The 14,950-nt window shown below is 57.2% G+C and carries 12 protein-coding genes; 2 read left to right on the top strand and 10 right to left on the bottom strand.

Annotation, left to right across the window (positions count from 1 at the left end):
* Positions 1-20: 20 nt before the first annotated feature.
* The 6 genes from rpmF to ETHHA_RS05825 all read right to left on the bottom strand — a co-directional run bounded on the left by rpmF (position 21) and on the right by ETHHA_RS05825 (position 4,889).
* On the bottom strand, positions 21-203 hold the full coding sequence (gene rpmF, locus ETHHA_RS05850; RefSeq protein ID WP_013485064.1) for a 50S ribosomal protein L32: 183 nt from the start codon (positions 201-203) through the stop codon (positions 21-23).
* 97 nt (positions 204-300) lie between these two features.
* Positions 301-792 (bottom strand): YceD family protein, encoded by a 492-nt coding sequence (locus ETHHA_RS05845; protein ID WP_013485063.1) that lies wholly within the window; start codon positions 790-792, stop codon positions 301-303.
* Positions 793-1,142: 350 nt separating this feature from the next.
* Positions 1,143-1,565, bottom strand: a complete 423-nt coding sequence (locus tag ETHHA_RS05840; RefSeq protein WP_013485062.1) for a hypothetical protein — start codon at positions 1,563-1,565, stop codon at positions 1,143-1,145.
* 44 nt (positions 1,566-1,609) lie between these two features.
* On the bottom strand, positions 1,610-2,950 hold the full coding sequence (locus ETHHA_RS05835; protein WP_013485061.1) for a glucose-6-phosphate isomerase: 1,341 nt from the start codon (positions 2,948-2,950) through the stop codon (positions 1,610-1,612).
* A 271-nt stretch (positions 2,951-3,221) separates the two neighbouring features.
* Positions 3,222-4,481, bottom strand: a complete 1,260-nt coding sequence (locus ETHHA_RS05830) for a D-alanyl-D-alanine carboxypeptidase family protein (protein ID WP_013485060.1) — start codon at positions 4,479-4,481, stop codon at positions 3,222-3,224.
* Positions 4,482-4,658: 177 nt separating this feature from the next.
* Positions 4,659-4,889, bottom strand: a complete 231-nt coding sequence (locus ETHHA_RS05825) for an HPr family phosphocarrier protein (RefSeq protein WP_013485059.1) — start codon at positions 4,887-4,889, stop codon at positions 4,659-4,661.
* A gap of 191 nt (positions 4,890-5,080) precedes the next feature.
* On the opposite strand from ETHHA_RS05825, the gene mtaB reads away from it, so the two are divergent.
* A complete protein-coding gene (gene mtaB / locus ETHHA_RS05820) occupies positions 5,081-6,364 on the top strand; it encodes a tRNA (N(6)-L-threonylcarbamoyladenosine(37)-C(2))-methylthiotransferase MtaB (protein WP_013485058.1) in 1,284 nt (427 codons plus the stop codon).
* Positions 6,365-6,472: 108 nt separating this feature from the next.
* Complete coding sequence (locus ETHHA_RS05815) at positions 6,473-10,195, top strand: phosphoribosylformylglycinamidine synthase (RefSeq protein ID WP_013485057.1); 3,723 nt, start codon at positions 6,473-6,475, stop codon at positions 10,193-10,195.
* 109 nt (positions 10,196-10,304) lie between these two features.
* On the opposite strand, the gene asnB is transcribed toward ETHHA_RS05815, so the two are convergent.
* The 4 genes from asnB to ETHHA_RS05795 all read right to left on the bottom strand — a co-directional run bounded on the left by asnB (position 10,305) and on the right by ETHHA_RS05795 (position 14,930).
* The gene (gene asnB, locus ETHHA_RS05810; RefSeq protein WP_041687239.1) at positions 10,305-12,146 is read right to left on the bottom strand and encodes an asparagine synthase (glutamine-hydrolyzing); all 1,842 of its coding nucleotides are present in this window, start codon (positions 12,144-12,146) and stop codon (positions 10,305-10,307) included.
* 334 nt (positions 12,147-12,480) lie between these two features.
* Positions 12,481-12,996 carry a hypothetical protein gene (locus tag ETHHA_RS05805; RefSeq protein ID WP_013485055.1) on the bottom strand — a complete coding sequence of 172 codons (516 nt, stop codon included), beginning with the start codon at positions 12,994-12,996 and terminating at the stop codon, positions 12,481-12,483.
* A 66-nt stretch (positions 12,997-13,062) separates the two neighbouring features.
* Positions 13,063-14,250: an ABC transporter permease gene (locus tag ETHHA_RS05800; protein ID WP_013485054.1), complete on the bottom strand. Its 1,188-nt coding sequence runs from the start codon at positions 14,248-14,250 to the stop codon at positions 13,063-13,065.
* The gene (locus tag ETHHA_RS05795) at positions 14,247-14,930 is read right to left on the bottom strand and encodes an ABC transporter ATP-binding protein (protein WP_041687237.1); all 684 of its coding nucleotides are present in this window, start codon (positions 14,928-14,930) and stop codon (positions 14,247-14,249) included. The genes ETHHA_RS05800 and ETHHA_RS05795 overlap by 4 nt, the downstream gene beginning before the upstream one ends.
* Positions 14,931-14,950 lie beyond the last annotated feature (20 nt).

The following is a 14,950-nucleotide window of genomic DNA, read 5'->3' as shown; positions in this document are numbered from 1 at the left end:
ATCCTTCCCCACTCCCGGTCTCATGCCTCTTTTTTTACGATCTCTTTGCCGTTGTAATAACCGCAATTTCCGCAAACCCGGTGGGGCATTTTCAGCTCGCCGCACTGCGGGCATTTCACCAGCTCCGGCGCTACCAGCTTCCAGACATTCGAGCGGCGTTTGTCACGCCGCGCCCGCGATACTTTGCGTTTGGGTACTGCCATAATCCATTTCCTCCCTAACGGGCGTCGCCCGCGTCAAAACTAAAATGAAGCCGCGTCTGCCCAGCGAACACGCGGCCTGCATACAGATGCCGATCCTTTATTGCAGGAACTCCCGCAATTTCAAAAAAGCCGGATGCCCTTGCGGTTTGCAGCCGCAGGGGCCGTCGTTGAGATTCTTCCCGCACTGCGGGCAGATTCCCTTGCAGTTCGGCCGGCACAACTCTTTCATGGGCAGCGACAGGAACAGATTGGTCTTTGCCAGCGCGTCCATATCCAGCGTTTGCTCAGAGCAGACCAGCAGCTCGTCGCTGTCATCCCCCTGCGATTCGGTCACCAGCACGTTTTCAAACTCCACATGCATCGGCTGGCTGATAGGAGACAGGCAGCGGTCGCACACCGTATGCCGAACGGCATGCACGGCCGCGTGCAGCTGCACGACGCCTGCGCGGTTTTCGATGCGCCCGGACACCCGCACCGGCTCGGAAAACGGAAAACCGCCGCCCGGCACCTCTTCCTTTGAAAGGTCCATCGCATACCCGATCGTAATCGGCGCACCGCCCACAAAAATGTCTTTCAGATTGACCAGCATGGTATTTCCTCATTGGCGGAATCCAAAAAAACAAATGCGAATCCATGACCGTTGCTGTGTTTCCCGCGTTTCGGATTCCGGGAGAGTTGGGGAAGCCCACAGGCAAACGGCGCACCGCGGATAAGCCGCCTATATAGTATAGGCAATCGCCTGATGGATGTCAAGCATTTCTGATAAAAAATCCGCAAGAAACCAAAATGTGTGCGCATTGGTCCGGATTTCGCCCGTTTTTCCACCCATACGCGCCCTGACGCAGGCGCACCGTATGCAAAGGCGGCATCTTACAAAAAAGCAGCAGAATCCGCCGGTTCAGGCGGCGTTCTGCTGCTTGGGATGCAAGAGCCGTGCAATCAGGCCAGGTTGGTGACAATGAACCGGTTGATATTCTCGGAAAATTCGCTCGCATCGCGCGAAAGCGTCATCACGATCTCGATCTCCTGTTTTCTGGCCAGTCGATCAACTTTTTCAACAAATTCCGTAACCAGCGCGGTATTGTCTCCCACGATCTTGACGACGGAATCGACAAAAATATGTTTCACATCATAATCGGAAGCAGCAATGCCGGCCAGAAACCCGTAAAACGCCTCAGCCCCGCCGATGTCATAATCATCGGTGTTGAACAGGCGCACGTCATGCGGAAGATCGTAGGTAAGCTCGGCGCCTTTTTCAATAAAAGCCACTTTCCCGTCGGTCTGGGAAACCGCCGCTTTGGCCTGTCCCACGATCTTTTTGGTTTTCCCGGTCCCTTTGCTCCCTGCAATCAACTGCAACATTGTCTTTCCTCCAAAGTTTTCAAATTCTAAATGTTTTGAACGGCTCAGCGACCCAAACGGGCCTCCAGCGCCGCTTTTTGCTCTTCATAGCCCGGCTTGCCAAGCAAAGCGAACATATTCTTCTTGTAGCTTTCCACGCCGGGCTGGTCGAACGGGTTGATACCGACCAGATAACCGGAAAGCGCGCAGGCTTTCCAGAAGAAATAGATGAGATAACCGACTTCATGCGCGCTGATCTTTGGCACTTCCAGCACGATGTTGGGCACATTGCCGTCGGTATGCGCCAGCACGGTGCCCTCGAATGCACGGTCATTCACAAAATCGAGCGTTTTGCCCGCAAGGAAGTTCAGCCCGTCGATATCCTCGTCCAGCTTCCCGATGGTGAGCGGGGTTTTGGCTTCGCCGAAGTGCACGACCGTCTCAAACATCGTGCGGCTTCCCTGCTGGATGAACTGCCCCAGCGAATGCAGATCGGTGGAGAAAACGGCGGACGCCGGATAAAGTCCTTTGCCGTCTTTGCCTTCGCTTTCACCGAAGAGCTGCTTCCACCATTCGTTCATCATCGCAAACGCTGGATCATAGCTGACGAGGATCTCGATGTCTTTCCCCTTGCGCGCCAGGATGTTGCGCGCCACGGCGTATTTGTAACTGTCGTTTTGAGAAAGGTCGTCGGTTGCCAACGCATCCTTTGCGGCTTTGGCACCGGCCATCAGCTCGTCGATGTCCACACCCGAAACGGCGATGGGCAGCAGACCCACGGCGCTGAGCACCGAATATCGCCCGCCGATATCGTCCGGCACCACAAAGGCTTCGTAGCCTTCTTCGGTCGCCAGTTTTTTCAGTGTGCCCTTGGCGCGGTCGGTCGTCGCATAGATACGGCCTCTGGCGCCTTCCTTGCCATATTTCTTTTCAAGCAGTTCGCGGAAAACACGAAACGCGATGGACGGCTCGGTGGTCGTGCCGGATTTGGAGATGATGTTGACCGACACCTCTTTTCCCTCACAGAGGGACAGCACTTCGTTTAGGTAACCGGAATTGATGTTGTTGCCCACAAAATAAATGTCGGGCGTATTTTTTTTCAGATTGTTGTAAAACGGTGACTGCAAAAGCTCCACCACCGCGCGCGAACCGAGGTAGGAGCCGCCGATGCCGATCACAATGAACACTTCGGTATCTTTTTTGATTTTTTCGGCCGCGGCCTTGATGCGGGCAAACTCCTCGCGGTCGTATGTTTCGGGCTGATTGATCCAACCCAGAAATTTGTTTCCGAGGCCGGTGCCTTCATGCAACACTTTGTGCAGGGCCGTGACCTGCGGCTGCAAAGCATCGTATTCGTGCGCGCCAATAAAAGGTTCCAGATATTTTCCATTGAATGTAACAGACATCAATACGTCCTCCCTGCTCTAACACTCCCGGACACCGGGAGCAAAATACGGTTAAAAGCCAGGCTGCGAACCGGCCGTACCGGTTCTGCGAAAAGGATCGCAAGGAATCCAAATAACTGCCGTTTTCACCAAAAACACAAGGAGACCGGCATGCACTCCCTGCGGCCACCCAGGTCTGGACTTCTCACCTTTTTTATTGTACTGGAAAGCGCCGGGTATTGCAACCTGCAATGGGAAAAAACGCTATTTTTTTGTCCTGACAACCATGAAATTAGTGGGAAATTGCCGAGAAAATACGTCCGAACGCACCGCCGAACGTCAGCCTGCCCACGCCCTGTCCGGCACGCAGCGGAACATTACCGGCATTCTGCCCGTCTATCCAGAACGTAATCTGCCCAAGCACCTGCCCTTTCTCCACCGGCGCCATCACGTTCTGCGCCAGGCTCACTTTCTGCTGGATACCATCCTCTTTTCCTTTTTCGATCACAACCGAGGGGTTGCCGTCCGCCACCGCTTCCACTTTGTCCTGCGCCCCGTGCAGCACATCCACATACAGCGGCTTGGAAAGCTTTTTGGGCGTGACACACGACCAGTTGGCAAAGCCGTAATCCAGCAAAGTGCCGGCGGCGGTGAAACGCTCCTGCAGGGTGGGGCAGTTCATCACCACGGCAATGAGCTGCATACCGTCCCGCAGGGCGGTGCCCGACAGGCAATATCCCGCTTTGCCGGTCGATCCGGTCTTCAGGCCGTTGGCGCCCTGATAAAAGCGGATGAGCCGGTTGGTGTTGAACAGCGCCGTTTTGCCGCCGCGCAATGAATCCATCCAGATCGTGGTGTAATTGAAGATTTCCTTATGACGGAGCAGCTCTCTGGACATCAGCATCACATCGTACGCTGAGGTGAGATTGCCGTCCGCATCCAGACCGGTGGCGTTGGTGAAATTGGTGTCGTTCATGCCCAGTTCTTTTGCTTTACGGTTCATCAGGTTGACAAATGCCGGCTCGGAGCCCGCCACTTTTTCCGCGAGCGCCACGGCGGCGTCGTTGGCGGAGTTGACCACCATGGCCTTAAACAGATCCAGCACGGTCATCACCTCACCCGGCTCCAGCCAGATATCCGATCCGCCCATGGACGACGCATGCGCGCTGACGCTCACTTTATCGGTAAAATGCAACTTGCCGTTCTCGATGGCCTCCAGTACCAGCAGCTCGGTCATGATCTTGGAGATGCTTGCCGGATACATTTTTTCGTGCGGATTGTTTTCATACAAAATGCGTCCGGTGGACTGCTCCGCCAGTACAGCCGATTTTGCGGTAGTGGTCACCGCGGGCGGCGTGGCGGCGGAGCCTGACGCGCCGCTCTGTGCGCCGCCGGAGGAACCGCTTCCTGCGCCGGCCGTCCCGGAAGCGGCACCGGACGCACTGCCGCCGGAAGAAACCGCGGCAGACGCAGCGGCACCGGCGCCGGACGTACAGGCAAACAGAACGGCCGCCGCCAGCAAAGCCACCGCCCCGTGTTTCCATTTTTTCATGATACAAAGCCCCCCGCAAGCCCCTGCGCGGCAGTCAGGCAGCCCTGCACCGCACACGTGCATATATTACAACAGCCTATAGCTGGTGTAATATATGCACAAACGGGGGGCGGTCATGCACAAAGATAAAGCCTGCGGCATATGCCGCAGGCTTCTGAAAACGGATATTCCGTCGCATCATTCCACGATAAATGGTTTGATGTCTTCAAAAAACGGCGATTTTTCGTCCGTGCCGGCCGTGAGCTTAATCGGTTTGGAGAGATCCAGGCTGAAAATCCCCATGATGGATTTTGCGTCGATCACATACCGGCCGGATGTCAGATCGATCTCAAAATCGTATTTGGACACCGCATTGACAAATTTTTTGACATCATCGATCGTGGTCAAGGAAATATTAACAGTTGCCATAGCAAAAACCTCCCTGCATTTCAGAAAAACTTGATCTGAGTTTAATATAGCAGTCCGCCAAAGGATAGTCAACAGACAATTGTATTTCGTGTGCAATTTTATTATAATATACAAAAGAGACCCATTCCGTTTTTGAGAAAATCCACATTGGCGGACGGATATACCGTCCGCGCAGGCATCGCAGAGGGACCATGAAGGCTGCTTTTTATACACTCGGCTGCAAAGTCAACCAATACGAGACCCAGATCATGGAGCAGTCGCTGCGCGACGCCGGCTTCGAGATTGTGCCGCCAGAAGACCCGGCGGATGTCTTCATTGTCAATTCCTGCACGGTGACCGCTGAAAGCGACCGCAAGACCAGACAGATGCTGCGGCGGATGAAAAAGCGCAACCCCGCCGCCATCGCCGTGCTTTGCGGCTGCTACGTGCAGGCCGCACCCGAAAAGGCTGCCGCCATCGCGGAGGCGGACATCATCGCTGGCGTGCGCGACCGGGGAGACATTGCCAAACTGATTCTGCAGTCCATGCGGGAAAAAGAACGGCTGACGCATGTTCCCTCATTTGAGCAGGGGGAACTGTTTGAGCCGATGCAGGCCCGCGGGCTGGAAGGGCACACGCGCGCATTCGTCAAGATCGAGGACGGCTGCCGGAATTTCTGCACCTATTGCATCATCCCGTTTTCGCGCGGGCCGGTGCGCTCGAAACCGCCGGAGGAAATCACCGCGGAGCTGGCGACGCTGCGCGAACAGGGCTATGCCGAAGCCGTGCTGGTGGGCATCAACCTTTCGGCCTACGGCAGCGATCTGGGTCGCACACTGGCCGACGCGGTGGACGCCGCCGGACGTGTCGGCCTTGCCCGCATCCGTCTCGGCTCCCTCTCGCCGCTCGCCGTCACGGACGAATTCATTACGCGCGCCGCCCGCTGTCCGTCGCTCTGCCCACATTTTCATCTGTCGCTGCAAAGCGGCTGCGTCGACACACTGGCGCGGATGAACCGACGCTACACTCCCGATGCGTTCGCCGACACCGTTCATCGCCTGCGCAGCGCGTTTCCGGACTGCAGTATCACCACCGACATTATCGCCGGGTTCCCCGGAGAAACCGAGGAAGAATTTGCGCAGACGCTGGACTTTGTGAAACAGATCGGTTTTTCGCAGGCACACGTCTTCCCCTATTCCCGCCGGGACGGAACCCGCGCCGCCGCCATGGACGGGCAGGTACCGAAAAACATCAGGGAACGCCGCGCGCATGCGCTCATCTCCCTTTGCACCCGAACACAACAGGCGTTCCGGCAGCGGTTTGTGGGACGGCGGGTGCCGGTGCTGTTTGAGCAGCGCGCGGAAAACGGTCTGTGGGAAGGGCTGACGCCCCAGTATGTGCCTGTTTTTGTACAGGCGGACGAAGACCTGCACGGCGCTATCCGCAACGTATACATGGAAGAAATCCAGGCGGCGGGCTGCCTGGGCCGGCTGTGACCGCCCCACACCCGCATGCTGTTGAAGATAGAAAAAGAAAGCTTAGACGTTCGGCCGGCGTTTCTCTGCAAACGCCGGCTGGAACGCGTCATATAGGAGTTGTTGAAAATGCCCGTTTACAGAATCTTTGTCGAAAAACGCCCCCCGTTTGCCGTAGAAGCGACCGGTGTGCTCGCCGACCTGAAGACCTCGCTGCGGCTGGAAGGCCTGGATAGCCTGCGCATCCTCAACCGCTATGATGTGGAGGGAATCTCCGAAGAAACGTTTCAGGCGGCTATCCCCACCGTATTTTCCGAACCGCAGGTGGATGTAACCTCGCTGGAACCAGCGCAGCCCGCTGAAAACGAGCGCATGTTCGCCATGGAATATCTGCCGGGGCAGTTCGACCAGCGCGCCGACTCCTGCGCGCAGTGCATCGCGCTGCTGACACAGGGAGACAAACCCGCCGTGCGGACCGCACACGTTTTCATTCTGGGCGGCACGTGCACCGACAAAGCATTCGAAAAGATCAAAGCCTATCTCATCAACCCGGTGGAATCCAGAGAAGCGTCGCTGGAAAAGCCGGAGACCCTTAAAGACGAGTTTGAGCTGCCCGGCAAGGTAAAAATTTTAAAAAATTTCTGTGCGCTCAACCGTGAGCAGCAGGAGGAATTTGCCAAACACTTTGGATTGGCCATGGATGTGGACGATATCGAGTTCTGCCGCCGCTATTTCAGCGAAGTGGAAAAGCGCGACCCGACCGTTACCGAGCTGCGGATGATCGACACCTATTGGAGCGACCACTGCCGCCACACCACCTTCCTCACCGAACTGGACGATGTGGAGATCGAGCCGGACTATATCCGCAAAACCTATAAGAAGTACATGGCCTGCCGGGAGCAGCTTTATAAAAACCGCACCAAACCGATCACACTGATGGACGTGGCCACCATGGGAGCGCGGAAGCTCAAAGCCGAAGGCGCGCTGCCCGACCTGGACGAGTCCGAGGAGATCAACGCCTGCTCGGTGAAGATTCAGGCGGATGTGGGCGGCAAAGAAGAAGACTGGCTGCTCATGTTCAAAAACGAGACCCACAACCATCCCACCGAGATCGAACCGTTCGGCGGCGCGGCCACCTGTCTGGGCGGCGCCATCCGCGACCCGCTTTCGGGGCGCTCCTATGTCTATCAGGCCATGCGGGTGACCGGCGCGGCGGACCCGCGTCTGCCGGTGGACAAAACACTGCCCGGCAAGCTCCCCCAGCGCAAGATCACGCTGGGCGCTGCGGTGGGGTACAGCTCCTACGGCAACCAGATCGGCCTTGCCACCGGGCAGGTGAGCGAGATCTACCACCCCGGCTATGTGGCCAAGCGGCTGGAGACCGGCGCGGTGGTGGGCGCTGCGCCCGCCGCCAATGTAGTGCGTGAGCGCCCACAGCCGGGCGATGTGGTCATCCTTCTGGGCGGGCGCACCGGGCGAGACGGCATGGGCGGCGCCACCGGCTCTTCCAAATCGCATACCCTCAGTTCGCTGACCAACTGCGGCGCGGAAGTGCAGAAGGGCAACCCGCCCGAAGAACGTAAGATCCAGCGGTTGTTCCGCAACCCGAACGCCACCCGTCTCATCAAGCGCTGCAACGATTTCGGCGCCGGCGGCGTGTCGGTCGCCATCGGAGAACTGGCCGACGGACTGGACATTGACCTCAACGCCGTGCCCCGCAAATACGAAGGATTGGACGGCACCGAGCTGGCCATTTCGGAATCACAGGAGCGCATGGCCGTGGTGGTTGCCGAAAAAGACGTGGATGCATTCATCCAAAAGGCGCGGGCGGAAAATCTGGAGGCTTCCGTTGTGGCACGCGTAACGGAAGAACCGCGCCTGCGGATGCACTGGAACGACGCCTGCATTGTGGATATTTCCCGGGAATTTCTGAACTCCAACGGCGCGCCCAAACACGCGCGGGCATCGGTGGAGGCACCGGATCTTTCCGGCCTGTATCTGGCCGATTCGGTGCGTGACCTGGGCCGACAGTGGAATGAGATGCTGGGCGACCTGAACATCTGCTCGCAAAAAGGGCTGGGCGACCGCTTCGATTCCACCATCGGCGGTGCGACCGTTCTGCTGCCCTACGGCGGCCGGAGGCAGCTCACCCCCGCGCAGGCCATGGCCGCGAAACTGCCGGTGCCGGACGGAGACACCACTACCTGCTCCCTGATGGCTTGGGGCGGCAACCCGTATATCGCGGAAAAAAGCCCCTACCACGGCGGCGTGGTCGCAGTGGTAGAATCCGTCGCGCGGCTGATTGCAAGCGGCGGCAGCCTGAAAAAGACATGGCTCTCTTTCCAGGAATTCTTCGAGCGCCTGCGCGACGAACCCGCACGCTGGGGCAAACCGCTGGCGGCACTGCTCGGCGCGTTTGATGCACAGCTGGGCCTGAAACTGGCCGCCATCGGCGGCAAAGACTCCATGTCCGGCTCGTTTGAAAAGCTGGATGTGCCGCCCACCATTCTCTCGTTCGCCTGCGGCGTGACCAACGCGCAGCGGGTCATTTCACCGGAATTCAAGACGGCAGGCAACAAACTTGTGCTGCTCAAGCCCAAATACGACCGCAACGGCCTGCCCGTCTTCGGCGACCTGCGCCGCCTGTTCACCAAAGTAGAACGGCTGATCTCCGCCCGCAAGGTGCGCGCCGTCTGGGCGCTCTCCACGGGCGGCATCGCAGAGGGCATCACCAAAATGGCGCTTGGCAACGGTATCGGGTTCACCGCGGAACATGGGCTGGACGATTCCACCCTGTTCGACCAGTGCTACGGCGGTTTTCTGCTGGAAGCGGAGCCCCGCGCGTTCATCGGCGGCAAACTGCTCGGATATCTGACCGATCGGCCGTCCATCGAGATCGGCGGGCTCACGCTGCCGCTGGAGAAACTGGAAAAAGCATGGACGGAGCCGCTGGAGAACATCTTCCCCACCCATGTCAAAGCCACGCAATCCACCGCCAAGACCTATACCTGCCCCGCACGCATCAAACAAAAACCCGCCGCGCGCCTCTCCGCGCCGCGCGTGCTCATCCCGGTGTTTCCGGGCACCAACTGCGAGTATGATACGGCGCGCAAATTTACGGAAGCCGGCGCTGTCTGCGAGACGTTCGTAATTCGCAACCAAACCGCGAACGACATTGCCGAATCGGTGCTTGCCTTTGAAAAAAGCATCAAGAACAGCCAGATCATCATGATTCCGGGCGGCTTTTCGGGTGGTGACGAGCCGGATGGCTCCGGAAAATTCATCACGGCGTTTTTCCGCAATCCGCGCGTTAAAGAAGCGGTAACAGAATTGCTGAAGCAACGTGACGGCCTGATGCTCGGCATCTGCAACGGGTTCCAAGCGCTCATCAAACTGGGGCTGGTACCTTACGGTGAGATCCGCGACATGGACGCGGACTGCCCCACTCTCACCTTCAACGCCATTGGCCGCCATCAGGCTACCATGGTGCGCACACGGGTTTCCTCGGTCAAATCTCCGTGGATGACCTACTGCAACATCGGCGATGTCTACACCATCCCGGTTTCCCACGGCGAGGGTCGGTTTGTTGCCACGCCCGAGGTGATGGCCGAACTGGAGGAAAGCGGGCAGGTAGCCACACAGTATGTCGATCTCAACGGCCATCCGTCGGGCGATATCGCGTTCAACCCCAACGCATCGGTAGATGCGGTCGAAGGCATCTTTTCCCCGGACGGACGGGTCTTCGGCAAGATGGCGCATAGCGAACGCTGCGGCAAATACATCAGCAAGAACATCGACGGCCTCAAGGACCAGCCCATTTTCCGGGCCGGCGTGGATTATTTCGCACTGTAAAAGATTCCACACAATGGCCCCCCCGGCGAAGCCGGGAGGGCCATTGTGCCATCCGCTCGACCCGGGGCAGTTCACACGAACGTTCGGGCTTTGTGTGTGCGGGAATTCTTCACCTTTCCAGCCGGATGTCATAGTGCCTGAGCCAGAAATCCACCTGGAGCAAATATGCCAGCAACTGCGGGCCGGTCATCAGTTGACCAAACCACGGGTTCTTATAGGCCGCGCCGCGGGTATCCACGATCTCGCGCACTTTCTTACGGTCAATGAGTTCCAGCAAGGGGGATTCGGTGTTTTTCAAAACGGCGTCCATGCGGCTGCATACGATATCGGTATAGACCGGATTATGCGTTTTGGGATAGGGACTTTTCTTCCGCTCAACGATGTCTTGAGGCAGGATACCGGACAGCGCAAGGCGCAGAAGCCCCTTTTCCCGCCCGCCAGCAAACTTAAGAGCGGATGGCAGGTTGAACGCATATTCCACAAGCCGGTAATCGGCAAACGGCACCCGCACTTCCAGAGAATTGGACATGCTCATACGGTCCTTGCGGTTGAGCAGGTTGACCATAAACCATTTGATGTTCAGATAGAACAGTTCCCGCATCCGATAGTCGCGTTTGCTCTCTCCGTCCAGATGCGGAACCTGCCGGAGCGTGTCGAGATACTGATGGCGCACACAGCCTTCGATGTCCAGCGTTTGCAGGGCGGGAGAAAGGATCGCGCACCGGTCGCCTACAAAACGCGACCAGGGGAATGTGTCTGCGTAGATCATCTCGTCATGCGTATACCACGGGTAACCACCAAACAGTTCATCGGCACATTCGCCCGAAAGCGCGATGACATAGTTTTTCCGGATCTCTTTGCAGAACAGGTATAAGGATGAATCGACATCCGCCATGCCGGGCAAATCACGCGCAATGACCGCGTTTTCCAATGCGTCGGCCAGTGCGGCGTGTTCCGTGATGTAAGTATGGTGGCGTGTCCGGGCATACGCTGCCATTTTTTCCGCCCAGACCTGATCGGGCGTGGGCTGGAACAGGCTGGCCTTGAAATATTTATCGTTCTCGGCATAATCGATCGAATAAGTTTCCAGCGTTTTACCACGCTTTTCAAAGGCGCGGGCCGCCACGGCGGTGATGCCGGAGGAATCCAGTCCGCCTGAAAGAAATGTGCAGAGCGGCACATCGCCCACCAACTGGCGCTCCACCGCATCGACAAACAGACTGCGCAGGTGTTCCGCAGCTTCAGCTTCCGTTTCATAATTTTCTTTGGCCTTGGGTTTCCAGTATTCATGCAGGAGCGAGGTGTCCGGCGTCACTTTCAGAAAATACGCCGGAGGCACTTCATGCACGCCTTTCAATACGCCGCTGCCCGGCGCGGTAGCGGGGCCAAGGGCAAACAGTTCGGTCAGCCCGTCACGGTCGATTACCGGTTGGACATCGGGATGCGCGAGCAGGGTCTTGATCTCCGACCCGAAAATCAGCGAATTGCCACGCCATGCATAAAACAGCGGCTTCACACCCAGCGGGTCACGCGCGAGGAACACCGTCTGCGCTGCTTCGTCCCAAATGGCAAAAGCGAAAATCCCATTGCATTTTTGCAGGCAGCCCGCGCCCCAACGGATATAGGCCGTCAGCAGGACTTCGGTGTCGGAATATGCGTCGAATGTGAATCCGTCTGCCAGTAATTCGCGCCGCAGGTCTTCGGTGTTATACAGCTCGCCGTTGTAAATCAGCACATAGGTTCGGCCGTCTATCGTTTTGCGCATGGGTTGCTTGCCGCCCTCGGCGTCCACAACAATCAGCCGCCGGTGTCCGAACAGGACATGACGGCTCTCATAATACCCTTCACTGTCCGGCCCGCGCTCTTTGAGCGTATCGGTCATTTGTTTGATGATCTGTTTGTTTTCTTCAATATCTTCGGTAAAATTCACCCATCCAGCGATACCGCACATATCCATCACCTTCCTGTTCAGCGTATGCCCAGTAAAGAATTGTGTGAAAAAGAGGAAAACAAGCCCGTTTTGGCGGCATTTGTCTCCAAATCAAACCCGCCGGTCGAACCGGTGGCCCGAACCCTAAAAGGCATATTGCGGACAAACGTATGAAGACGCGTCAAACTTTTGATATCGGCTGTTGCAGTTGGCAGACCGCAGCTCCAATTATAAAAAAGAGTTTTCTGTCTTTTTCCCGCCAACCCTTTTTTCGTACCACCGGCACAACCGGTGAATCTCGTACATACAAAAAATCCACCGGATATACCGGTGGATTGGAGAGCGTTTCTATTTGTCAGGACTGCGAGGAGACACTCTGATCGCCTGACTGGCTGCCCCGATTGAAGCTGAACAGCTTCTGGATCACGGCGTCGGCCTGCTCTTGGGTAATGGTACCATCCGACACCAGCGAATCCAGCAACTGCGACTGACGTTCGCCCCTGCCGCTGCCGTTGGGTTCACCCGAACCACTGGGCCCGCTGCCATTCCACTGCGGGCGGCTGCCACTCCCCGAAGGGGCGCCTGCACCGCTGGCATTCTGCATGCGCTGGCCAAGGTTCTGGGTCAGCGCGGTCTGGATCTTGTCAGCCTGCGCCTGCGTGATGGTGCCCGCGGAAACCAACTCGGACAAACCATCCTTTACGCGCTGTTCCATGTTTCCAAAGTTGCCGCGAGCGTTTTGCCCGGACGTTGCGCCGGTACCCGAAGCTGTGGAAGCCGATGCTTTTTTACTGCACCCGGAAAGCGTGACCAACAGCACGGCGGTCGAGACCGTAACAGCGACAACAGCAGCCAAACGGAATGATTTCATAGATAACTCCTTTGCAAAAAGCATATCTGCACCGCGCACCGCGCGGAAGGGTGAGCAAAAACCGGATCATTCATACCGCAACGCATCGATGGGGCGCAGCTTGGAAGCTTTTGCGGCAGGATACAGACCGAAGGCAATGCCCACCGCCACCGAAAACAGGAACGCAATCAGCATTACTCCACCGGACATGACCATTGCCTGTTTGGTAAACTGCGGCATAATCAGGCAGGCAACCACGCCGATGATAACACCGATGGCGCCGCTGAGACAACTGAGCACCACTGCCTCAATGAGGAACTGAAGCATGATATCCCGCCGCTTGGCGCCGATGGCTTTGCGGATGCCGATCTCCCTTGTGCGCTCCACCACGGATACCAGCATGATGTTCATAATGCCGATACCGCCGACAACCAGCGAGATGGCCGCTACCGCCGTCAGCATATTCGTCATGGTAGAGGTGGTCTGGGTGGAGGTCTGCAGCAGTTCGCTCTCACTCAGCACCCGATATTGGGTGGTGTCGCCCGAGAATTTATCATACATCAAGTTATTGAGGTCGGTGGTCGCGTCGTCGATCTTGCCTGCGGACGCGGCCTCCACATAATAGGTCCGCACGCTCGTCGTGCCTTCCAGGCGCTCGGCGGTCGTCACAGGCATGATGACCCGATTGTCGCTTGACCCCGTGGTGGACGTTCCCTTGCTCTCCAGAATGCCGACGATCAGGAAATTCGCGCCGTTCACCTGAATCGTCTGCCCAACCAGTGACTGATACTGTTTGACGCTCAGATTCGGATAAACGTTTTGGATCACTTCCGGCCCGATGTCCAGAACCTGATAGTGGTTATCCACGTCATCCTGTGTGATGAACCGGCCGTAGGCCACCGTGACATCACGCACATCGGAATAACTGGGAACCGTACCCTCCACGCTGGCGGTCTCATTTTCATCGCCGGATTTGACCGTGGCGGTCCCTGTTAGGTCCGATGCGACATTGGCAATGTTCTTGCTTTTGGTAAGGGTTGAGATATCACTGCTTGTGAGCGTTGTCGTTTTGGTCCCTGTCAGCGACAATGTCAACAAGTTGGTGCCCATCCCCTCGATGGAACTGGTGATCGCCTGTTTGGAACCGTTGCCTACTGCCAGCATGATGATGACCGATGAAATACCGATGACAATACCCAGCATCGTGAGAAAGGAACGCATTTTGTTGGAAGCGATGGCCTTGAACGCCATACGCAGCGCCTGTGAAAATCTCATGACCGGCTCACCTCCTCATCTGAAACCAGCCGGCCATCCGAAATGCGGACGATGCGGCGCGCCTGTTTGGCAATGTTCATATCATGAGTGATGAGGACGATGGTGTGCCCGGCGCTGCCAAGCCCCTGCAGAATCTGCATGACTTCCTTACCGGTGGTGCTGTCCAGATTGCCGGTGGGTTCGTCCGCGAGAATGACCGGAGGATCGGTGATGAGTGCCCGCGCAATGGCAACACGCTGCTGCTGGCCGCCGGAAAGTTCCATCGGGGTGTGCAGCATGCGGTTGGCCAGGCGCACCTTCTCCAGCGCGGCCACCGCGCGCTCACGCCGCTCTTTGGACGAAATACCCTGATAGACCAGCGGCAGTTCTACGTTTTCCACCGCATTGAGTTTGTTGAGCAGATTGAAGCGCTGAAAAATGAACCCGATCATCCGGTTGCGGAATTCGGACAGTTCGTCCTCCGTATACAGGCTGATCTCCTGTCCCCTGAGTTTATAACTGCCAGACGTTGCAATATCCAGGCAGCCAATGATGTTCATCAGCGTGGATTTGCCCGAGCCGGACGGGCCGACGATGGCGACAAACTCCCGCTCCGACACCGACAGGGAAACATCGTTCAGGGCATGCACCACATTGTCGCCGATCACATAGGATTTTACAAGGTGTTCAATCTCTATGATAGCCGCCACTGCGATCCCTC

It is taken from the genome of Ethanoligenens harbinense YUAN-3 (genome assembly GCF_000178115.2).
In the GTDB taxonomy this organism is placed as follows: Bacteria; Bacillota; Clostridia; order Oscillospirales; family Ethanoligenentaceae; genus Ethanoligenens; species Ethanoligenens harbinense.
The sequence above is the reverse complement of the archived record's forward strand: the minus strand, read 5'-3'. Positions and strand labels throughout refer to the sequence as shown.